This is a genomic window from Aeromicrobium sp. JP4 (genome assembly GCF_054957925.1).
In genome coordinates this window covers 966,082-987,412 of record NZ_CM143290.1, presented here as the reverse complement: position 1 = coordinate 987,412, position 21,331 = coordinate 966,082, and the positions used below count along the sequence as shown (strand labels likewise).

The window sequence follows — 21,331 nt, the reverse complement described above, 5'->3', positions numbered from 1 at the left end:
GCCGTACACCCGAAATCGCGGACACCCCCTGCGAACACCCCCGAACACCCGGTCCGGGAGAGGGGCGTCCGCACGGCGTTCGCGCAGGTCAGAGGCCGTTCGCAAAAATGTTGAAGAAATCTGCCGAGCTCGCCACGCGAACACCCCCGAACACCCCCTGTTCGGGAACATCTTCGCCAGGCCCTCGTTTCGGCGTTCGTGTCGCCGTTCTGATCTGGCGATACCGCGATCGACGGAATGGCCAGAAGTTGGGCTACTATCGAGTCATGCGAACCGTACCGCTCAGTGAGGCCAAGGACCGGCTTTCCGCCTTGGTTGACGAGGCCGACAGCACCCACGAGATCATCCGGATCACCAAGCATGGGCGCGAGGCGGCCGTGCTGATGTCCGCCGACGACTTGGAGTCGTTGCACGAGACGATCCACGCGCTGTCGACGCCTGGACTGGTCGAGGACCTGAAGCAGGCTCAGCGGGACTATGAGGCCGGTCAGACCGTCGCCGGGGAGGACGTGCGCGACCGGTTCGCTCGATGACCGATGAGCCGTGGCGGGTCGAGTTCTCGGCTGCCGCGGTGCGGACTCTGGATCGACTTCCGCACAAGATCGCCGTCGCCGTGGTGGAGTTCTGCACCGGAACCCTGCCCCAAGACCCGTACCGGATGACGAAGCCGCTGCGCTACGAGCTCGAAGGCTGGTCGGTCGCCCGGCGCGGTGACTACCGCGTGACCTTGAGGATTCTCGACGACGACCACTGCCTGCTGATCGGCCGCATCGAGCACCGGTCGACCATCTACCGAGGCCCCTGACCGCCTGGGGCGTTGAGCCTCGGCGCTAGTCAGAGCCCAAGGTCGGGACCGGGCGGCCCTCCCATCCCTGCGTACCGCCGCTGCTCGAGTGTTCGCCGGACTTCACGATCGCGTGTCTGGCGGTCGTGAGGGCGTGGGTGGTCGTACTTCGCGGCCTCGGCCGCCGCCTGCTTCGCCGCGTGGGCGGGACCGAGGTCGGCCTGCTCGCGTCCGAACATCTCGACCCACTGCTGCCGGGCCTGCGCGGGATCATCGGCGATGAGGTGGGAGACGTTGATGTGCCGGCCGCGAGTCATCGCCACGTAGGCGGCCATCGCTTTCGTGGAGTCCCCGACCGAGAAGTGAGCTGACGGGACGGTCGTCCCTTGCGCGCCATGGACGGTGGTGGCGTGGGCGAGTTCGACGAACTCGCGCACGTAGGACGCGGGCAGAGTCCGGGTGCCGGCGTCGCTGACAATTCGTAGACTCCCGTCACCACCAAGCGCGGTGACGGTCCACGCGTCGCGATTCGCCACCTTGAGGTCACGGTCGTTGCGCCTGGTCGCGATCCGGCTGCCGACGAACACCATCTCACCGTGGGCGCCGACGGTGAGAAAGCGGTTGTCGCCGCCGATTCGATGGTTCGACACCAGCGCCCGGGTGATCTCCCAGTTCAACGCGGTCACGCTCTGGCGGTCGTCGGCCATGACCAGCGCCCCGCCTGCGGCCGCGTCGACCAACGCCTTGGTCCGGGACTCCTCGTCGCTGTGCAGGCGGATCTGGCCCCGTGCGCAGAGTCGGTCGAACACCGCCTCTGGATCGGATCCCGCACGCATCGCCAAGGACAGTTGGGCGTACGTCGGATCAGAGAACCGGTGGACCGTGTCCAACGTCAGCCGAGCGGTCGGATGGGCGTGGTCGATGGCCAGGTCGAGAACCCCGCCTCGACCGACCGCGGGCAACTGGTGTCGGTCACCCACGAACGCAATCCGCGCCCCTGCCTCGTCGGCCACCGCGAGCAGTGCGCGTGCGGTGTCCTGGTCGAGCATGCCGGCCTCGTCGACCAGCAACAGGTCCCCAGGCCGCAGCGCCGCGTCGGCGCGTGGGGTGGCCGCGGTACGGGTCCACTGGCCGTCCTCGTCCCACCGGTGGCCGTGCTGATGGACCAGCCACGCGACCGAGAACGCGGCCGCGCCGGTCTCCCTCGAGGCGACCTGAGCGGCCTTCAACGTCGGCGTCACCACCACCATCCGGTGGCCGCGGGATTCGACGAGCTGCCTCGCGGCTGCCAGCGTCTTGGTCTTCCCTGACCCGGCCGCGCCCTCGACCACCACCAACCGGTGGCTCCCGGCCAGACCTCGGACGGTGCGGGCTTGGGCTGGGTCGAGCCACTCGCCACCGCTGAAGTCAGTCGGTAAGCCGACCTTCAATGCGCGAGTGGCGAGGCCTGAGGTGATGGCGGCCTCGACGCGGAGCACCTCGGCCGAGGTGAGCGCGCGGACATGCTCGGGAGTGCCGGCCTCGTCGATCAGCGTCACGCACGCCGTCACCACTCGGGCGGTCAGGTCCTCGGCCAGCTCACGGCGAACCAGCCCCGGGGTGACGACCTGCTCGCGTGCGAGGAGTTGCTCGACTTCGCCGCGCACATCGGCGGCGTTCCAGCCGGACCGCTTCGCACCCAGCCGCGACAGCACCGTCTCGATGACGCCATCCCGGTCGAGCTCGCCCGGACGCCTCAGGGCGAGTGGCGCCTCGGTCCGAGGCCGATAGCCAAGCCGGCACAATTCGCTGGCCCACTCATCGACCAGCACCGCCCCGTCGGTTGCGGTCGACTTGTCCGGCCGGGCCTGGGCCCACGCACGTGCGTCCCATGACCTGATCAATCGCCGTCCCGGCTCTTCGCCGGGGTGGGCGGCACGCCAGTCGGACTCGTAGCGGGCGATGTTCTGCCCGATCTGCCGTGCCCGTGCGGAGAAGGCCCCAGCGAACGGACGCAGTTCGACCACCTCACCAGCGTCGTCCAAGGTGAAGCCGTGCTGAGCAAGTGCAGTCCGGAAACCGGGATCGCACATGACCGTCGCGTGGCCGATTCCGTTGATCGCGTCGATCGAGTCGCGCACCCCGACCGTGTGCAGGCCACGCCACTTTTCCTCGGCGAACACTCGCGCGTTGATCTGCAAGTGGAGGTGACGGTGCGGGTCGCCCGCTCGAGAGGTGTAGTGCCGGACCATCGCCGCTTCGATCCGCTCGACCGGCACCTGCACCTGACGTCCCCGCGGGCCGACGCGGGTCGTGGCGTGCTCGGCCAGCCAGCCGATGATCTCGCCCGCCGCCCGACCCAACGCTGCGTCATACGCCTCTGCGACCTCGGGCGACAGTGCCGCCGCCAACGACCATGTCTTCGGACCATTTACAGCCACCTCGACGAACCGCACGGCGTTGGCGTCGTTGCGCAACCTGCCGCGCGGTTCGCCCGTGTCCGGGTTTTGGCCGGCCACCCACGCTTCGTAGGCGTCACCATTGAGGTCACCAGCCCGAATGATGCCGCCCGGCGTGGCCACGTAGCGCTCGGCCAGCCCAGTTCCCTCCGCGAGGTAATAGTCGTCCGCGCGCGAGTGGTCCGCCTCGACGTATCGGCGCGCTGCGGCTGCCGCGCCCCGATACATCTTCACGCCACCACGCACAGTCCATCACCGCCAACCATTCGCCCTTGGAACGCACTCCGGGCCGCCCCAAAAGGGGCGACCCGTGTACGTCCTTCGTAGCATGCGTGCCGCACGAAATGGAACGCTTGAAAGTGACCAGTTTCGTCTGGAAACGGCGGGAAAACCGCGTGCGTCAAACAGTCGACGACGGTCAACGGCAGCCAGCATGAAGCGCAGGGTCGCTACTCCGTGTACGTCGGTGTGTCGAACGAGCGCCGTCGACGACCGAAGTGTGCCCGGTGCGAGCGCAGTTCGCGTGGGTCGTCCCTGGGCAAACTCGTCCCGTTGGACGTCAACGAGACCATCCCGAGGTGCTGCCGGCTCCCGACATCCGCCGCGCCAAGCGCGGCACGCTCTAAGTCCCGGACCCGACGACAATAGACCGAAGCCAGGGCTTTGCGTTCTTGGTTCTATGTCGCTCGGTCCGGTGACCGGCGATCGATGCAAATCTGGACCGCTCTTTTTCGATCTCGCACTCACAGCGGTGTCACGGGTGGCAAACTGCGGTGACCCCGACGTCGAGTCGGGGATTGATTCGAGGGAGCTGCTCGTGCTGGTTCGTCGTCTTGTGGTCTGGTTGACCACGATCGGAGTTTTCGCTGGGCTTGCCGCCGCGGTGTCGACGTCGGCTCAAGCCGAGGAGACGACAGGTGCATTGGCCGGCGGCACGTTCGTCCCGGTGACGCCTACGCGGTTGTATGAGTGGGGCGGAATTGCGGCAAAGAAAGCAACGCCCGCGGCTCCGAAGACTGTCCAGGTAACCGGCGTCGCCGGGATCCCGACAACAGGGGTTTCTGCGGTGGTGTTGGACATCTCCGCGGTGTCGACGACGGGGATCACGAACGTGTACCTGCGTCGAACTGCTAACGAGTCGACTGGTTCGGTGTTGGCGGTTGGTGATGACGCGGGTGTTGGGACGAACACGGCGATCGTGCAGCCTTCGGCGGCTGGGACGGTCACGGTCGCGACGCGCGATCAGCCGGTCGGGTTCAATTTGGATGTGCAGGGCTACTTCACGACGGAGAACGCTGAGGGACAGGCGGGTGGCTTCGTACCGATCACTCCGACGCGGCTGGTGGGGACGCACACTGGCACCGGTCTGCCGCAGGCGAAGCTGAATTCGGGGGTCACGCACACGGCTCAGATTGCCGGGCTGGCTGATATTCCGGCTGATGCGACGGCGGTGTTCGCGAACGTGCGGGTGGTCAACACCAGTGTTGATGGTGCGGCGTGGATCCAGGCGGCGGGGTCGACGATGTCGGGCGGGGTGACCACGGTGAGCTACGAGGCGGGGGAATCCAACGACACCGGCATGACCATCAAGCTCGGCACTGGCGAGACGAACGCAGGCAAGATTGGGATCAAGCTCCGTGACGGGGTTGGGGACGTGATCATCGATGTGCAGGGCTACTTCACCGGTGCTGGTGAGTCCGGGGGCGGGTTCACTCCGGTCGTGCAGACTCACATCTACGACTCGCGGCCGTCCTATGGCGGGGATGGGATCATCGAGCCCGGCGAGGAACGGGAGGTCCAGATCGCGGGCCTCGGGGGAGTCCCCGAAGACGGTACCGCCGGCTCGGTCGCCTTGACCGTGACCGCGTTGGATTGGACCGCTCAGGGATCACTGTCGGTCTACAACGCCGACCTCGAGAACTCCAACGGCACGTCGAACGTTTCTTGGTACGGCACCTTTACCGGAGAGCCGGAGTACTCCACCAGCATCGTCGAACTCTCTATCGATGGCACCGTGATGCTGAGAAACAACACCACCGGCAACGTCCACGTCATCCTCACTGCCCAAGGCTGGTTCTTGGCTCCAGACCTCTACGAGCCGACCGACTCAGATGACGAGATCGAGCCGTCGGCAGCTGTCCCTCTCGTTGTTCCGCCCTCGGACTCGCAAGAAGACTACGTGATAACGACGACGGACGAGCTTGGCAACGAGGTCACCTTCGAGCCCCAGTTGGAGGATGACTTCACAGGCTTTGCTACGCCACAGTCTGTGGGAGGTGGATTCTGGGATGCGGTTTGCGGATCTGACTCGAGCACAGCGAATAAGTACAAGATTGTCCGAAAATACAAGCGATCCAACGCTCACTCGCGTATGCAAGGGAAGTACGCGAAGATGTACTGCGGTAAACGGACCTCGACTCCGGATGAAAGCAAATTTGGGATCCGGCACATTCGAGATAAGCACAAGTACGAGTTCGACCAATGGGCGGAGATGGAGCTCGATGGCCGCAATTGGGGTAACTGGATGCACTGGGCCATTGGATGGACGCTAAAGGCTCCGGACGTCCGGACAGTGCAAAGTAGTAAGCGGTACTGCTATCAGCATCGATTCTCCTTCAAGGCTCCGAACGGTACCGTCACTAAGCAGGATATCGTCGTCATTCTTGGACAGACCGGGGTCAGGATCATGACATCTTTCCCGCCAAAGGATCGTGACTATTGTGTCGGGCGCGGTGAGGAGTTCTGAGTAAGGGAGCATCGATGGACCGCAGGCCTACTATCCGATTCTTTTGGGATTTCAGCGTTCGTGTACCGCTGTGGATGGACGACGGCCTGGTCGGTCAAGAACCTGCGTGGCTACGCAACCATCTGGGACTGAGTGACGAGCTCATAGCCGATCTCTCTGATTGGGGTTCAGTCATGTGCGACGCCGATGAAAACGAGGATAATGACCTCCCGCCTGACATGGAGGCTCGAGCAGATCGGCTCGTGTCTCGGCTGCGGTCAGAGATCGGTGACCGATATCTGATTGTCCGCCTCGAGGATTAGCGAACCGTCCGCCACCGGCGATGTTGATCCCGTCCGGTTCGGCATTGTCGACTGACGCATTCGTTGCACCTGGGAGGCGTGTGTCACGCGTGTGCGCGCGAGTTTCCGGACGTGGACTGAGTCTTGGTGACGAGAATGCTGGCGCTAGGAGCTCGATCCGGGGCGTCTAGTTCGGAGTCCTCGCTCCTTCAGCAATGCGCGCACAGCCCAATCAGAGATGCCGAAATCGGCGGCCACGGTCTTCATGCCCATGCCGGACAGGTAGGGATGGACGATGAGGTCGAGCGTGACGGGATCGAATCGGTGGACGAGGCGCTGCGATCGGCGTCTCGGTCGCAGCGCCTCGACTCGGGTCTGCTTGCTGGCTTCGACGGCGCTGAGCCCACGTCGCGGTGAGGTGAGCCTGTTTCGAGTAAGTTCTCAGTACGCGCACCAGAACGAGAAAGCCCCTGACCTGCAGAAGTCCGCAGAGCAGGGGCTTTGTCGTGTCCGGGCGCGCTGTCAGTCCGGCCGTCCACCGCCTCCAATCTGTGCCGTTCGGGACTGCCCAGAGTCTGGTTGATATCTGACTTGTGAGGATTTCGATCCTTGCTGGAAGGATGTTCACGTGCCGAAAGCGTTTCCCATCGAGTTCCGCAATGACGTGGTCGCGGTCGCCCCCAAGGGTGAGGCGTCAATCGCTCAAGTCGCGAAGGACTTCGGTGTCTCCGAGTCGTGTCTTCAACGCTGGCTGAAGCTGGCCGATATCGAGGACGGCAAACGTCCTGGTGTCACTGCCTCTGAGGGCGTCGAGCTGCGCGAGGCCCGCAAACGGATCCGTCTGCTCGAGCAGGAGAACGAGGTCCTGCGCCGTGCGGCTGCATATCTGTCTCAGGCCAATCCGCCGGGAAAATAGTCTTCCCACTCGTTCGCGAGATGGCCGCGAACGGTGCCCCGATCAGGGTGCCGGTCGCGGTGGCGTGTGGGGTCCTCAAACTGTCTCGGCAGGGCTATTACCAGTGGCTCGCTGAGCCGTTCTGTCAGCGGGACTGGGACGACGCGCACCTGATCAACGCCGCGTTCGACGCCCATGCCGAGGATCCGGGGTTCGGGTATCGCTTCATCGCCGACGAGCTCGCCGACCAGGGCTTCATCGCGTGTGAGAACCGTGTGTGGCGGTTGTGCTCGATCCAGGGGATTTTCTCGAACCATTCCAAGAAGCGTGGCCCGAACCGCAAAGCAGGACCGCCGGTTCATGACGATCTGCTCGCAACGATCGACCATCACGGCCGGCCGAGGCGGGACTTCTCCGCGAGCAGGCCGAACGAGAAGTGGCTGACCGACATCACCGAGCACCACACGGGCGAGTGCAAGCTCTACTTGTGTGGGATCAAGGGCTGCTACTCCGGTCGGATCGTCGGCTACTCGATCGACTCTCGGATGAAGGCGTCGGTGGCGGTCTCAGCGCTGCGCAACGCGATCACTCTGCGAGACCCGTCCGGCACGATCGTTCACTCCGACAGAGGCAGCCAGGGCGGATTCAATCGGTCGTCGCAACACCTCGTCGTGGAGGTGTTCGAGCATGGCGACAGCGGACTGGAGCAAAAAGACCAGCGACGCGCCAGAGGAGCTTCGCCGGCAGTGGCGTGCGGACCGGGCGCTGCGGCCAGCGATGCGCTCGCCCGGGCGTCCTGACCCATCCCGAGCGGTGCAACGGCAATTCTGGCGGCTGATCGCCACGGGCATCACGTCGGCAGAAGCGGCACTGGCGGTCGGTGTGTCAGTGCCGGTCGGGACCCGCTGGTTTCGCCACGCTGGCGGCATGCCGCCCATTTCGCTGGCCGAGCCCACCGGCCGCTATCTGAGCTTCGAGGAACGTGAGGAGATCGCCATCCTGCACGCCCAGGACAAGGGCGTTCGCGAGATCGCCCGCGCGATCGGGCGTGATCCCGGAACGGTCTCACGCGAGCTGCGGCGCAACGCTGCGACTCGTGGGGGGAAGCAGGAGTACCGGGCCACCGTGGCGCAGTGGAAGGCACAGCAGGCGGCCAAGCGCCCCAAGACCGCGAAGCTGCTCGAGAACCCGCAACTGCGGGAGTATGTCCAAGATCGGCTCGCCGGCAACGTTCGCCGGCCCGACGGCACGATCGTCACTGGCCCCACACCGGCCCCCTGGAAGGGGCTGAACAAGCCGCACCGTGCCGACCGGCGTTGGTCGCTGGCCTGGAGCCCGGAGCAAATCGCACAGCGGTTGAAGGTCGACTTCCCCGATGATGAGTCCATGCGCATCAGCCACGAGGCGATCTACCAGTCGCTGTTCATTGAGGGCCGTGGTGCGCTCAAGCGCGAGCTGGTCACGTGTCTGCGCACCGGACGTGCGCTACGTCAGCCGAGGGCCCGATCGCAGAACAAGCCCGGTGGGCATGTCACGGCCGATGTGGTTCTCAGCGAACGCCCCGCTGAAGCCGAAGACCGCGCCGTCCCAGGTCACTGGGAGGGTGACCTGATCATCGGCACTGGCCGGTCGGCGATCGGGACGATCGTTGAGCGCAGCAGCCGCTCAACGGTCCTGGTCCACCTGCCACGCATGGAGGGCTGGGGCGAGAAGCCCTACGTGAAGAACGGTCCATCGCTCGGCGGCTACGGGGCCGTAGCGATGAACGCGGCGCTGAGTGCGTCGATCACCAAGCTGCCCGAGCAGCTGCGCAAGACCCTGACCTGGGATCGCGGCAAGGAGCTCTCGGGTCACGCGCAGTTCGCGTTGGAGACCGGCACGAAGGTGTTCTTCGCCGACCCCCACTCGCCGTGGCAGCGGCCGAGCAACGAGAACACCAACGGCCTGCTGCGCCAATACTTCCCCAAAGGCACGGACCTGTCGCGTTGGTCCGCCGAGGACCTCGAGGCCGTCGCTCACGCGCTCAACAACCGGCCCCGCAAGATCCTTGGGTGGAAGACACCTGCCGAGGTGTTCGATGAGCAACTACGCTCGCTTCAACAACCCGGTGTTGCATCGACTGGTTGAACCCAAGCAGTTCAGGTCGAAGAAGTTCGTCCGCGTCCTGAGGTCCCACGATCTGGTCGGGTCGATGGGCCGAGTCGGGGCCTGCGGCGACAACGCCGCGATGGAGAGGTTCTTTTCGCTGCTGCAGAAGAACGTGCTGAACACTCAGCGGTGGCAGACCCGCGAAGAGCTGCGCCTCGCGATGGTGACCTGGATCGAGACCAAATACCACCGCAAGCGACGTCAACGCCGGCTGGGCAAGCTCACACCGATCGAGTTTGAGACCATCTACCTGGCCGCTGACGCGGCCTGAAAACTGTCAACCATTGGTGTCAACCGAAGGCCGGACAGTCCCGATCTCAGTCCGTCTCTCGCTGATGCGCCGGTGGTGGTCGGTATGGTTCTCCGTTGGAGAGGCACACCAGTGATATCGACTTTCTTAGAGTTCTTGGGCGAATGGGTGCTCGGGAAACTCACGCGGCACCCCGACGCAAAGGCGGCCCGATCGGCGTACAAGCGCGCCTTGGGCCAGCCTCAGGAGTTTCGAATTGCTTCGTTCCGCGCCGCGCTGGCGGCTGAGGGCGTCACGCTGGACCGCGACATCGAAGGCCAGTTGCACCACTCGCTTTCCGCGAGTGTTCCGACCCGTCGTGCCTGCGCGTTGTTCGAGTAAGGGGTACTCATGACATCTGGGTTCGTCTTGATTGGGGTGGGGTTGGTCATTTTGGCCGTGGGAAGGCTTCGAGATGCGAGACCCGGGTTTAGAAACGTCGGTATCGCCGCACTCGCTGCGGGCGCCGTCGTGCTCGTTCTCGAGTTGGCTGCCGGCTAGATCCCTGCTGACCATTTCGTGACGAGGCGCGTGTCCGCGGATCGCTAAGCGGCGATGTTGCACTTCTGATCGCGACGGGCGCGGCTTTGACCCTAAGGAGGACCAGATGCCGCCGGTGAATCGCGATGAGGCCGTCATCGCCAAGGCGCTTGATGACGGTTGGATCTGTGTGTTCACGGACTTTGAGCCCGCGCAGGGCTACCTGGAGGCGACCGATGTGGTCGACGGGTTGTGGGGCACGTTCTATCGGTTGGACGGGGAGATGATTCGCCCTGAGGTGAATGAGTACGGATGGATCGTGCGCCTCATGCCGACGGGTAGCTACGACTTGGCTGGCTTGAAGGCGGAGCTTGGCCACCTACGCTGCCGACCAGGGCTTCGATTCAGATGGCTCTGATCCTTCGGCGTTCGTCAATGAGTACTGGCAAGGCGAGTGGGCAGCGCGCTGGCCCCGATGGCCGAAGTGGCTCGACAGATGAATGCACGGGACCGGGCCGGCACGCTTGTGAGTGGCACAGACCTCGGGTCCGGCGGAAGGGGGGGCAGACCGAGTTGTACCCGCGCCGGTGAGGCATCCCAAGCGGGTGTGACGACGATCTAGGAGGGTCATGATGTTTGGGTTCGGTCGAAGCCGCCAACCACGAGAGTTCGTTGTGCCACCCGACCTTGCAGTGTTCGATGGTGGGCTCGCCGTCCTTTCGCGCGACGGCGAGTTCGCCGGCCACGTTGCGAGCGAGGTCTGGTCCTTCGTCACGCCATTCGCGCCCAGGACCAAGCAACCATGGGTGTGGTTCGTGATCGTGTGGCAATCTGGCGAGAAGGAGACAAAAATCGAGGAGTATCCGCCGTGGACGTATGTGGCGGAGATGCTGGATGGCTTCATCGAGCTCGATGGCGATCGGTATGGCATCGACTGGGTAGCCGCGGAGCTCGTCCCCTCTGAGAGGGAGCGGATTGGCATTCGCCCGGAGGACTTCTGAGCATGCGATCCGAAGCAGCACAGTGCAACGCGCTGGGGCCACACTGGGGCCACACGGGGCCACGAAATCACTCGATTCCGTCAATGACCTCCGATCTTCGAAAGTGCCTCTGACCTGCGCAAACGTCACTTTTCAACGTCGTTCCTACACTCCTTGAACGAACTCTCAAGGCGGTAGCGCGGGTTCGAATCCCGTCGGGGCTACCAGCGAAAAGGCCCCCGATCCTCGGATCGGGGGCCTTTTTCATGTCCGGCCAGGAGCCCGGTGCCACACACTCAAGCCCGGATACGGATGCTCACGTCTCGATATCCGCATCCTGCTGCGCTGAGCATGCGGGTGCTGGAAGGTTTGCGCTACCGGATCTCAGCTGTGAGGGAGGCCCTGCGATGAACCATGCGATTCGCTTGCGTCGGAGTCCGGTTGTTGGCACGTTCATCGCCACGCTTGGCATGACATTCCTCCTGTCCGCGTGCTCAGCGGAGACCAACGGCGTGGTGGCTGTCTCTCGGATCGGTTCGGGCATGGAGCTGCTGATCGTGCCCTGTGAAGGTGGGCGAGCCGAGCGAGTCACCTTGCACGACGTGTCAGAGATCGACAGCGGGAAGGTCGACACCCTCGGGCGACTGGTTCGGACTCACGCGCCTGACGGAGTGGTCGAGCTCAGCCCGTCGAACCCCGGCGCGGAGTGGTCCGGGTCCTGGGTCGACAAGATCTCGGAGCTCCAGCCAGGCGTTCCCTACGACGTCGGGGCCTATGGCGACCAGCTCAACACCGAGGACACCACCTTCACCCGTGCCGATCTCGAAGGACTGGCCGAGGGGACGTGGCTGTACCCCGATCCCGAAACGCTGGGCCTGCTGACCGCATCCACCGCGCAGGAAGTGGCCGACGAAGCGTGCGAGTACTACGAGAGCCTCTGAACATGGGCGGAGGCTCCCACCTCGTCACGCTGGTCAGGCAGTCCCGTCTCAGGCCTTCTCGCTCTCCGAGTCGGACTCGGCCTCCTTCGCCGCGGCCTTGATGTCGCGGGCCGCCACGTCGTCGACCGCGGACTCGACGATGGCGTCGGCCAGCGCGAGCGCCTTGCGGATCTCGACGGCGCCGGGGTCCGAGACGAGGGCCACGATGCCTGAATGTCCCGGCTCGATGGCGGCCTCCAGCTCGTCGGACAGCTCGCTGCGGTTGCGGAGCTGACGGGCCTTGCCCACCGCCGCGCCCATGGCGCCCACGGCGGCAGCACTGCCGAGGATCGACGGCGGGAAGACCAGGCCCAGGGCCACGCCGCCGACGAGTCCCCACGTGAGGCCGCGGCGCGTGCTGTGGTCGGTGGCCTTCTGGATCTCGAGCTTTCCGTCGGCCTCCCGCTTCACGACGATGACTCCCTCGAGCTCCACGGAACGACCGTCCTCGGCGGCCTTGAGCGACTCGTAGGCCTGCCAGGCGGTGCTGGTGTCGGCGAAGTCCGCGATGAAGAGCGTGTACGCGCCATCGGTGACGGCCGCGGCGACGACCTCGGTCTCGCTCGTGGTCTCGGCGTCGGCGTTCTGGTTCTCTGACATGGGTTCTCCTCGGGTGGATGGAGCGCGGAGTCACGACGCTAGTCCACGACCCGGGTCGGATTCCTCACCCACAAAGGCCGTTGTCGACGGTCGAGGAGCCCGCTACGTTGACCGCGGAAGCCAGGAGGCCCGCCATGCCACGAGTCGCGAGACGACGAGACGCCCACTTGCTCCGAGCGCCCGCGGCACTCGCGGCGGCCGCGCTGATGCTCGCCCTGGCGGGCTGTGGCGAGGGGGAGGCCGACGATCCGGTGAAGGCCGCAGAGGCTCACGTCCAGGCCAAGGAGAAGGCCCTCGACGACGCCAAGGCCGACTTCGAGGAGAAGTCGGAGGAGTTCTGCGGGGCGAGCGAGGACTACGTCACCTCGCTCGACCGCTACGGCGACGTGCTCACCGAGACCACCACCACCGTCGGCGACGTCCGGGACGCCGGCGTGGAGCTCGAGAAGCCGCGCGACGAGGCGATGGAGGCGGCGGAGACGGCCGTCGAGGCCCAGCTGGCCGTCGCGGATGCGAGGCAGGAGCTGGCCGAGGCCGAGGTGGCCCTGGCGCTCGCGAAGGACCCGTCCGCCGAGACCACGGCCCCGGCGCCGAGCAGCCCCGAGCCGTTGGCGCCCGCGGCGACGGTCGACCGCGTCGAGCAGGCCGAGAAGCAGTTCGCCACCGCGCAGGAGGGCATCACCGACGCGACCCCGCTGTCGCAGGCCTCGCAGCAGTTCAACGCCGCCGCCGTGGCTCTCGAGATGTCGTGGCTGCGGCTCTTCGCCGATGCCGGCTGCCTCGGCGACGAGCAGGCGGTGCAGGCCGAGTCCGCGGTCCGCGAGTACGCCGTGGCGTTGCAGCAGTCGTTGTCCGACGCGGGCTACTTCGACGGCGAGGTCGACGGCGTCTACGGTCCGTCGACGGTCGACGCCGTCAAGGCCCTGCAGCAGGCCAGCGAGCTACCGGTCACCGGAGTCGTCGACAAGGCGACGGCCGCTGCGCTCCAGGCCGACCTCGCCGCGCAGGGCGGGGCGAGCGCCCAGGAGGACACCGCGTCCACGGCCGCGCTCCAGCAGACCCTCAGGCTCGCCGGCTTCTGGGACGGGCCGGTCGACGGTGAGTGGACACCCGAGCTGACCGACGCCCTCGAGGACTTCCAGGACGAGCTGGGCGTCGAGTCGACCGGCACCGTCGACGCGGCCACGGTCGCGGCGCTGGAGAAGGCGATCGCCGAGGCGCAGGAGGAAGACGAGGAGTCGCCGAGCCGCACTTCCGTCACCGCGAGTCCGTCGGCCAGTCCTCCGTCCGACTAGCGCTCGGGCGACCGGGCCTTCAGGGAGTGAGGGCGGCGCCGAGCGACGCGAGGGTCTCGTCGACGACCCGGTAGAAGGCCCAGCGGCCACGCTGCTCGCGCGTCACGAGGCCGGCGTCGACGAGCTGCTTCATGTGGTGCGACACCGTGGGCTGGGAGAGACCGACCGGCTCCGTCAGGTCGCAGATGCACGCCTCGCGGTCCGCTCCGGCCGCGATGATCGACAGCAGCCGGACGCGGGTGGGGTCGCCGAGCGCCTTGAACATCCGCGCCAGCCGCTGGGCCTCCTCGACATCGAGCACGCCGCCCGTGACGGGGGAGCAGCAGGCAGTCTCGTCGGCCAGGGGAAGCGTCGTGCGGGTGGTCATGGACTCATTCTGCCAGACGTATTGACAAACGTCGATACATCGATGAATCTCGATACATCGACATCCGCCTATATGATCGTGGATGCACTGAGCCAGAGGAGCCGTCATGACCACCACGCAGAAGTCCCCGCAGGACGTCCAGGAGGAGGTGCGCGCCCGGTACGCCAAGGCCACTCTGAAGGTCGAGGGAGACGCCTGTGGTGGCTCGTCGTGCTGCGGCGGAGCCGCGGACGTCGACGAGTCCTTCGGCGCGGTGCTCTACGACAGCGACCAGCAGCAGGAGCTGCCGGCGGAGGCGGTCGCGGCCAGCCTCGGCTGCGGCAACCCCACGGCCGTCGCCGCCCTCGCGGAGGGGGAGCGCGTGCTCGACCTGGGCTCCGGTGGCGGCATCGACGTGCTGCTCTCGGCCCGCCGCGTGGGGGAGTCCGGATTCGCCTACGGCGTGGACATGACCGACGAGATGCTCGACCTGGCCCGCGAGAACGCCACCAAGGCCGGCGCGACCAACGTGGAGTTCCTCAAGGGCACCATCGAGGACGTGCCGCTGCCCGACGCGTCGGTCGACGTGGTGATCTCGAACTGTGTCATCAACCTGTCGGTCGACAAGCCGAAGGTGATCGCCGAGATGTACCGCGTGCTGGTGCCCGGCGGCCGGATCGGGATCTCCGACGTCGTCGCCGAGGACCACCTCGACGCCGCCGCGCGGGCCGATCGCGGCTCGTACGTCGGCTGCATCGCGGGCGCGCTGTCGCGCTCGGAGTACCTCGAGGGGCTCGCCGCGGCCGGATTCGTCGACGCCGAGGTGGAGTTCACCCACGAGGCCGTGCCCGGCATGCACGGCGCCATCGTCCGCGCCACGAAGCCGACCGCATGACGGTGGACGCACCCGTCGGGCAGCGGCTCTCGACGCTCGATCGCTTCCTGCCGGTGTGGATCGGCCTGGCGATGCTCGCGGGGCTGGTCCTCGGCCGGGCCGTCCCCGGCGTGGCGACCGCGCTCGACGCGGTGACGGTCGGCTCGGTCTCGCTGCCGATCGCCGTGGGCCTGCTGGTGATGATGTACCCCGTGCTGGCCAAGGTCCGGTACGACGAGGTCGGCGCGGTCGCCCGCGACACCCGCACGATGGTGCTGTCGCTGGTCCTCAACTGGCTGATCGGGCCGGCGCTGATGTTCGCGCTCGCGTGGCTCCTGCTGCCCGACCTGCCGGAGTACCGCACCGGACTGATCATCGTGGGGCTCGCCCGCTGCATCGCGATGGTGATCATCTGGAACGACCTCGCATGCGGCGACCGGGAGGCGGCGGCGGTCCTCGTGGCGGTCAACTCGGTGTTCCAGGTGTTCGCCTTCGCGCTGCTGGGCTGGTTCTACCTCGACCTGCTTCCGGGCTGGCTGGGCCTGTCCTCCACGGGCCTGGACGTCTCGCCGTGGCAGATCGCCGGGAGTGTGCTGGTGTTCCTGGGCATCCCGCTGGCGGCCGGGTACCTGACCCGCGTCGTGGGCGAGCGCCGCCGCGGGCGCGAGTGGTACGAGGAGCGCTTCCTGCCGAGGCTGGGGCCGTGGGCGCTGTACGGCCTGCTGTTCACGATCGTCCTGCTGTTCGCGCTCCAGGGCGACCAGATCACCCGGCAGCCGCTCGACGTCGCCCGGATCGCGGTCCCGCTCGTGCTGTACTTCGCGATCATGTGGGCGGGCTCGCTGTGGCTCGCGCGCCTCGCGGGGCTGGGCTACGCCCGCTCGACCACGATTGCGTTCACGGCCGCCGGCAACAACTTCGAGCTCGCCATCGCCGTGGCCATCGCGGTCTACGGCGCCACGAGCGGCCAGGCGCTGGCCGGCGTGGTCGGTCCGCTGATCGAGGTTCCCGTCCTCGTCGGACTCGTCTACGTCAGCCTCTGGGCGCGCCGCTTCTTTCCCGACACCCGAGCAGGAGTCACCCCATGAACGCACCCCATCAGCCCCAGGTCGTCTTCGCCTGCGTCCGCAACGGCGGCCGCTCGGTGGCGGCGCGCCTGCTGACCGAGCACTACGCGCGAGGGCGCGTCATCGCCCTGTCGGCGGGCACGCAGCCGGGCGAGCACGTGCACCCCGAGGTCGCCGCCGCGCTTGAGCAGCTCGGCCTCGACACCTCGCGCGAGCACCCCAAGCACCTGACGCGGGACATGATCGCCGCGAGCGATCTGGCGATCACGCTCGGCTGCGGCGAGGAGTGCCCGTACGTCCCCGGGGTCACGTACCGCGACTGGCCGGTCGAGGACCCGGGCGGCCAGAACGAGGCGACCGTGCTCCGGATCATCGCCGACCTCGACACGCGGGTCCGCGACCTCCTCGGCGAGATCGCGCCGGATCTCGAGTTGGCTCCGTCGGTCACAAGCGCGCGCTGACGCGTCCGCCTAGACGCTGAGGGTGTCGGGGTCGCGCGCCGGACGCATGCACACCGTCGTGCTCGCTGCCACGAGGCTCGAGACGGTGACGGCGAGCCACGCCCCGCTGAAGTCGTCGACCAGCACGCTCGCGCCCGTGATCGCGACCAGGATCGAGACGCCCAGGGCAGAGCCGACCTGACGTGCGGTGTTGATGATCCCCGTCCCCGCGGCGAATTCCGAGGACTCCAAGCGGCTCGTCCCGGCCGCGAGGAAGCCGACCTGTCCGGAGCCTGCGCCAAGCCCGGAGACGACCATGCCCGCGAAGAAGACTGGAAGGGAGGTCGTCTGCGAGTCGAGGAGGAAGAGCCACAGGAGGCCGGACAGCGCGAGCAGCAGGCCGCCCACGGCGGCCAACAGCCGCGGGGACATGTCCGTGCGGCCCATCGCCACGGCGGTGACCCCCGCCGTGAGTGGCCCGAGCGAGAAGATCAGGCCGGCGGTCAGGGGATCCAGGGCCCAGACGCGGGTCAGCATGAGGCTGCCCCCGAGCAGCAGGATCGCGAAGCCGACGAAGTAGGTCGCGATGCCGAACGTCGCCCAGGCGAACGTCGAATCCTTGAACACGCTGAGGTCCAGGGCCGGCACGGGCTGCGTCAGGCACCGGCGCGTGAACCAGGCCAGCGCGATGGCGGAGACCGCGAACAACGCCAGGAGACCGGGGTCGGTCAGGCCGCGGTCCCTGACGTACGACAGGCCCGCGACCAGTGTGCCGACACTCAGGGCGAGGAGCGCCGAGCCCGCCAGGTCGGGCACCCGCGTCTCCTTCCTCGGGGTCTCCGTCAGGGTGACGGACGTGGCCAGCGCGACGAGGATGACCGGAATGCTGATGAGGAAGATCCACCGCCAGTCCACCTGCGTCAGCGCGCCACCCAGGATGGGACCTCCCGCGGCGGCCACCGACCCCACGGCGGTCCACACCCCCAGCATCGCCGTGTGACGCGAGACGGGGGACGAGGCCAGCAGCAGGGCCAGTCCCGTCGGGACGAAGAGGGCTGCCCCCATGCCCTGCAGCCCGCGTGCCGCGATGAGCACGAACACGTCGCCCGAGAGCGCGGCGCCGAGGGCCCCGACGGCGAAGACGGTGAGCCCCAGCCGGAAGAGCTTCCGCCGCCCGTACTTGTCGGCCAAGCGGCCGGCCGGAACGAGGAGTGCGGCGAAGACCACCGCATACGCATTGATCACCCACGACATCGTCTGGGGAGCCGCTTCCGGGAAGTCCGAGCTGATGGCCTCGAAGGCGAGGTTGATGACGAACAGGTCCATCGCGATGAGCACGGCCGCGCAGCTGACGGCGACGGCGGGCAGGAAGGTGCCGCCGGAGCGGGGGCTGGCGCGCAGGGAGTCGGTCACGGTGGCAGCCTAGAAGGGTGACTTGCTTGAAGCAAGTGAGTAGCATCGTCGGCGAAGGAAGGTGAGGGCTCGTGGCGCTGCGCTCGGACTGGTCAGGCAAGGCGTGCCCGATGGCACGGGGGATCCACGTCCTCGGCGACCCCTGGGTTCTGCTCGTCCTGCGCGAGCTGTTCGCGGGGGCCACCCGCTTCGACGAGCTGCGCGACCGCACCGGGGCCGCCGACAACGTGCTCACCAAGCGCCTCGCCGACATGGTCGAGGCCGGTCTCATCGTGCGCGAGGCCTACCGTGAGGGTCCGAGGCCGAGGTACGACTACCGACTCACCGAGGCCGGCGCGGACGCACTGCCGGTGCTCCACGCCTATGCCCTCTGGGCCGAGAAGCACGATCCGCCTGCCGAGGCGTCGGGCCGCCTGCGCGTCATCTGCCGCAGCTGCGGGCAGGAGAGCACGCAGGGCGAGTCGTGCAGCTCCTGCGGCGCAGCGCTCACCACTGACAACGCGGCCTGGGTCAGGCCGGGCTCCACCAGCGCGACGCCGCGGCCGCTCTCCGGGCCCGTCGGGTCATGACCGTTTCCCGGTGCCTGCCGGGACTCACCCCTGCCGGACGAGTCCGCGGGCTCGTCGTGGTGCGAGAGTTCCACGGACGACAGATGGAGGAGTGCAGATGAGCGACTACCGAGCCCCCAAGCCCACCGAGCGGGAGGCCGCGATCTCGTCCGGCGTGATCGGCTTCGCGGGCGCGATGCTGGCGACGGTCGGCGTGTTCCAGGTCCTGGCCGCGATCTCGGCCCTGGCGAAGGACGACCTGTTCGTGGCCGGGCAGGAGTACGTCTACCAGCTGAGCGTCACGGGGTGGGGCTGGATCCACCTCGTCATCGGCGGCCTCGCGATCGCCGTCGGCGTGTGTCTCCTGCTGGGCAAGCCGTGGGCCGTCCTGACCGGCGCGGGGCTCGCGGCGATCGGCGCGATCGTGTCCTTCGCGTGGATGCCCTACTACCCGTGGTGGTCGGTCGTCATCATCGTCTTCAACGTCGTCGTCCTGTGGGCCACGGTGACGCAGATGAACGCGCGCGACCGCCGCTGACGCTCGCGGGTCAGGCGACCCCCGACGCACGGATCTTGTACCGGTTCAGCCCGGATATGGGCTGAACCGGTACAAGATCGGTGCCGCGTGGACCTCAGGCGCGCGCGCTGACCCGGCGGGAGCCGTGGTGCACGAGGAGGTCGAACAGGTCCTGGGCCGCCTTCGTCGGCCGCACGCCCCGTCGCCTCAGGATCGCCATCCGGATCACGGTGCCCTCGTCGTCGATGGGCCGGAACTCGATGGCGCCACGCGTCTCGAGCGGGTCGTCGAGCAGCGTGAAGTCGGGCATGAGCGAGACGCCGATGCCGGACGAGACCATCTGCTTGCAGACATCGGCGCTGTCGGCGGTGTGCCACTTCAGGGGCGGTGAGTCGCCGAAGACGCGGTGTGCGACGCGGTGCATGAGGTACCCGGCCCGCGCGCCCACGAAGACCTCCTGTCGCAGGTCGTCGACGGTGACCGTCGGCCGCTCCGCGAGCGGGTGGTCGCCCGGCAGCACCGCCATCGGCCGGCCGTGGAAGAGCTCGGTGGCGACGAGGTCGGGGTGCACGTCGTCGCCGGGGAGCAGCGTGACCAGCCCGATGTCGAGCGACCCGTCGCGCAGGCCGTCGCGGACCTCGCCGTGGCGCAGCTGGCGCAGGTCGACGGAGGTGTGCTCGTCCTCGAGCTCGCGGCTGCGCATCGCGGGCAGCACGATCGACGTGACGCCGAAGTAGACGCTGCCGACCCGGGTCGGGCGGTGGAACTGCGACTCGCCCCGCGCGGCAGCGCGCAGGCGGTCGGCGGCGTCGAGGACCTCGAGGATGCGGGGGAGGAGCTCCTGGCCGGTGCCGTTGATCCGCGTGCCCGAGCGGTGCCGGTCGACCAGGGTGACGCCCAGCTCGCGCTCGAGCTTCGTGACCGCCTCGCTGAGCGCCGGGAGCGAGACGTGCAGGTGCTCCCCGGCGCGCCGCAACGAGCCCTGCTCGCTGACCGCCCTGACGTATTCGAGCTGCTCCAGTCGCATGCTCACCTCCCCGTTGACCGGTGAGGCTACGTGAACGGCAGCGCCTGTCGGGTGATCTCCCGCGTCGTGAGACGAGGCGGTCGGCGGTGCCCGGATTCGTAGCGTCGTCGTCACGCAACAGCGCCCCTCACGAGAAGAAGGCACCCGCATGAATCACGTCCGAACCCCACGCTTCACCCGCACCCTGGTCGTCACCGTGGCCGCTTCACTCGCCGCGATGGGCCTCGGCGCCTGTGGCAGCGCCGGCGCGGACTCGGGGCAGGAGGAGACCACGATCCGGTACCAGAGCTACGCCGGAGCCGTGGACGCCTTCCTGCTCGCGGACGCCCTCGGCGAGTTCGAGGGACTCACGCTCAAAAGGGTCGGTGACATCACCGGCGGCCCGCAGGCCCTCCAGGCACTCGTGTCCGACCAGACCGACGTGGGCGGCTCCGCCTTCTACGGCGCGATCGCCCAGCTCGTCGCCACGGGGGCGCCCATCAAGGCCGTCATCCCGTTCTACGGATCGAACGAGGCGACGAACTCGGCCGTCTCCGTCCTGGAGAAGTCGGACATTCGGACCGCCCGTGACCTCGTCGGCAGGAAGATCGCCGTCAACACGCTCGGCGCGAACCAGGAGGCGGTGCTCGACACCTGGTTCGAGCAGGAGGGCCTCAGCCAGGCCGAGCAGGACAAGATCACGCTCGTCCCGCTGCCGCCGCTCAACACGCCCGAGGCGCTCGGCAGCGGCAAGGTCGACGCGGCCGTCCTGAGCTTCACCGCCAAGAAGCAGACCGAGGCGCAGTACCCCCTCCGCACGCTCGTGCGCGACATCGACGTCGTCGGCGAGCCGTACGCGGGCGGCGGCATCACCCTGCGCGAGGAGTTCATCGAGAAGAACCCGAAGACCTCGCGCCAGATCGTCGAGGGCGTCGCCGCGGCGATCGAGTTCCTCGAGACCCACGACAAGCAGGAGGTCTTCGACGTCTACTTCCCGTACCTGGAGGAGGAGGGCTACGGCGACTACATCGAGCCGATCAGGGCCAACTTCCCCGGCACGCTCGGCATCGACGCCAAGCCCGTCATCACGGACGAGGACATCCAGCGCTGGGTCGACTGGCTCGACAGCCGTGGCGACATCGACGCCGAGGACATCGACGTCAAGGACGTCTACACCAACGAGCTCAACCCGAACGCCTGAGGA

At 67.3% G+C, this 21,331-nt stretch carries 20 protein-coding genes and 2 pseudogenes; 17 read left to right on the top strand and 5 right to left on the bottom strand.

Annotated features, from left to right (window positions below; translation table 11 throughout):
• Window positions 1–266: 266 nt before the first annotated feature.
• Window positions 267–533, top strand: a complete 267-nt coding sequence (locus ACY1JX_RS04835) for a type II toxin-antitoxin system Phd/YefM family antitoxin (protein ID WP_462565381.1) — start codon at window positions 267–269, stop codon at window positions 531–533.
• The gene (locus ACY1JX_RS04830) at window positions 530–805 is read left to right on the top strand and encodes a type II toxin-antitoxin system RelE family toxin (protein ID WP_181755326.1); all 276 of its coding nucleotides are present in this window, start codon (window positions 530–532) and stop codon (window positions 803–805) included. The genes ACY1JX_RS04835 and ACY1JX_RS04830 overlap by 4 nt, the downstream gene beginning before the upstream one ends.
• A 29-nt stretch (window positions 806–834) precedes the next feature.
• Here ACY1JX_RS04830 and mobF read toward each other — a convergent pair whose 3' ends face one another.
• Window positions 835–3,450 carry a MobF family relaxase gene (mobF, locus tag ACY1JX_RS04825; RefSeq protein WP_462565874.1) on the bottom strand — a complete coding sequence of 872 codons (2,616 nt, stop codon included), beginning with the start codon at window positions 3,448–3,450 and terminating at the stop codon, window positions 835–837.
• A gap of 589 nt (window positions 3,451–4,039) precedes the next feature.
• On the opposite strand from mobF, the gene ACY1JX_RS04820 reads away from it, so the two are divergent.
• From ACY1JX_RS04820 to ACY1JX_RS04785, 8 genes and pseudogenes are all read left to right on the top strand, one after another.
• Complete coding sequence (locus ACY1JX_RS04820; protein ID WP_462565380.1) at window positions 4,040–5,968, top strand: hypothetical protein; 1,929 nt, start codon at window positions 4,040–4,042, stop codon at window positions 5,966–5,968.
• Window positions 5,969–6,537: 569 nt separating this feature from the next.
• On the top strand, window positions 6,538–6,666 hold the full coding sequence (locus ACY1JX_RS04815; RefSeq protein ID WP_462565378.1) for a hypothetical protein: 129 nt from the start codon (window positions 6,538–6,540) through the stop codon (window positions 6,664–6,666).
• Window positions 6,667–6,877: 211 nt separating this feature from the next.
• A pseudogene (locus tag ACY1JX_RS04810) lies at window positions 6,878–7,845 on the top strand (IS3 family transposase); the annotation flags it as partial.
• Complete coding sequence (locus tag ACY1JX_RS04805) at window positions 7,832–9,271, top strand: IS30 family transposase (RefSeq protein ID WP_462564362.1); 1,440 nt, start codon at window positions 7,832–7,834, stop codon at window positions 9,269–9,271. The pseudogene ACY1JX_RS04810 and the gene ACY1JX_RS04805, both read left to right, overlap by 14 nt.
• A gap of 7 nt (window positions 9,272–9,278) precedes the next feature.
• Window positions 9,279–9,563, top strand: a pseudogene (locus tag ACY1JX_RS04800) (IS3 family transposase); the annotation flags it as partial.
• 625 nt (window positions 9,564–10,188) lie between these two features.
• On the top strand, window positions 10,189–10,479 hold the full coding sequence (locus ACY1JX_RS04795) for a hypothetical protein (protein ID WP_181755329.1): 291 nt from the start codon (window positions 10,189–10,191) through the stop codon (window positions 10,477–10,479).
• Between the two features lie 211 nt (window positions 10,480–10,690).
• On the top strand, window positions 10,691–11,062 hold the full coding sequence (locus ACY1JX_RS04790) for a hypothetical protein (protein WP_286929662.1): 372 nt from the start codon (window positions 10,691–10,693) through the stop codon (window positions 11,060–11,062).
• A 386-nt stretch (window positions 11,063–11,448) separates the two neighbouring features.
• Entirely contained in the window at window positions 11,449–11,982 is a 534-nt protein-coding gene (locus ACY1JX_RS04785) for a hypothetical protein (protein WP_462565377.1), read from the top strand.
• Window positions 11,983–12,030: 48 nt separating this feature from the next.
• Here ACY1JX_RS04785 and ACY1JX_RS04780 read toward each other — a convergent pair whose 3' ends face one another.
• On the bottom strand, window positions 12,031–12,621 hold the full coding sequence (locus ACY1JX_RS04780) for a DUF1269 domain-containing protein (RefSeq protein WP_286929664.1): 591 nt from the start codon (window positions 12,619–12,621) through the stop codon (window positions 12,031–12,033).
• A gap of 167 nt (window positions 12,622–12,788) precedes the next feature.
• Here ACY1JX_RS04780 and ACY1JX_RS04775 point away from each other — a divergent pair, with 167 nt between their 5' ends.
• Window positions 12,789–13,916 carry a peptidoglycan-binding domain-containing protein gene (locus tag ACY1JX_RS04775; protein ID WP_462565376.1) on the top strand — a complete coding sequence of 376 codons (1,128 nt, stop codon included), beginning with the start codon at window positions 12,789–12,791 and terminating at the stop codon, window positions 13,914–13,916.
• Window positions 13,917–13,935: 19 nt separating this feature from the next.
• Here ACY1JX_RS04775 and ACY1JX_RS04770 read toward each other — a convergent pair whose 3' ends face one another.
• Entirely contained in the window at window positions 13,936–14,283 is a 348-nt protein-coding gene (locus ACY1JX_RS04770) for an ArsR/SmtB family transcription factor (RefSeq protein WP_181755333.1), read from the bottom strand.
• A 106-nt stretch (window positions 14,284–14,389) separates the two neighbouring features.
• Here ACY1JX_RS04770 and arsM point away from each other — a divergent pair, with 106 nt between their 5' ends.
• From arsM to ACY1JX_RS04755, 3 genes are read left to right on the top strand one after another with little or no spacing between them, the layout of a single operon-like run.
• Window positions 14,390–15,157 (top strand): arsenite methyltransferase, encoded by a 768-nt coding sequence (arsM, locus tag ACY1JX_RS04765; protein WP_462565375.1) that lies wholly within the window; start codon window positions 14,390–14,392, stop codon window positions 15,155–15,157.
• Complete coding sequence (gene arsB / locus ACY1JX_RS04760) at window positions 15,154–16,224, top strand: ACR3 family arsenite efflux transporter (RefSeq protein ID WP_462565374.1); 1,071 nt, start codon at window positions 15,154–15,156, stop codon at window positions 16,222–16,224. The genes arsM and arsB overlap by 4 nt, the downstream gene beginning before the upstream one ends.
• Window positions 16,221–16,664, top strand: a complete 444-nt coding sequence (locus ACY1JX_RS04755) for an arsenate-mycothiol transferase ArsC (RefSeq protein ID WP_462565373.1) — start codon at window positions 16,221–16,223, stop codon at window positions 16,662–16,664. Before arsB ends, ACY1JX_RS04755 begins: the two co-directional genes overlap by 4 nt.
• 9 nt (window positions 16,665–16,673) lie before the next feature.
• On the opposite strand, the gene ACY1JX_RS04750 is transcribed toward ACY1JX_RS04755, so the two are convergent.
• Window positions 16,674–18,056, bottom strand: a complete 1,383-nt coding sequence (locus ACY1JX_RS04750) for an MFS transporter (protein ID WP_462565372.1) — start codon at window positions 18,054–18,056, stop codon at window positions 16,674–16,676.
• Between the two features lie 71 nt (window positions 18,057–18,127).
• On the opposite strand from ACY1JX_RS04750, the gene ACY1JX_RS04745 reads away from it, so the two are divergent.
• Both ACY1JX_RS04745 and ACY1JX_RS04740 read left to right on the top strand, forming a co-directional pair.
• Window positions 18,128–18,625 carry a winged helix-turn-helix transcriptional regulator gene (locus tag ACY1JX_RS04745; RefSeq protein ID WP_462565371.1) on the top strand — a complete coding sequence of 166 codons (498 nt, stop codon included), beginning with the start codon at window positions 18,128–18,130 and terminating at the stop codon, window positions 18,623–18,625.
• A 97-nt stretch (window positions 18,626–18,722) separates the two neighbouring features.
• Window positions 18,723–19,142, top strand: coding sequence for a DUF7144 family membrane protein (locus ACY1JX_RS04740; RefSeq protein WP_286929671.1), 420 nt, complete (start codon window positions 18,723–18,725; stop codon window positions 19,140–19,142).
• A 94-nt stretch (window positions 19,143–19,236) separates the two neighbouring features.
• Here ACY1JX_RS04740 and ACY1JX_RS04735 read toward each other — a convergent pair whose 3' ends face one another.
• Window positions 19,237–20,148, bottom strand: a complete 912-nt coding sequence (locus ACY1JX_RS04735; protein WP_462565370.1) for a LysR family transcriptional regulator — start codon at window positions 20,146–20,148, stop codon at window positions 19,237–19,239.
• A 148-nt stretch (window positions 20,149–20,296) separates the two neighbouring features.
• Here ACY1JX_RS04735 and ACY1JX_RS04730 point away from each other — a divergent pair, with 148 nt between their 5' ends.
• Complete coding sequence (locus ACY1JX_RS04730; protein ID WP_462565369.1) at window positions 20,297–21,328, top strand: ABC transporter substrate-binding protein; 1,032 nt, start codon at window positions 20,297–20,299, stop codon at window positions 21,326–21,328.
• Window positions 21,329–21,331 lie beyond the last annotated feature (3 nt).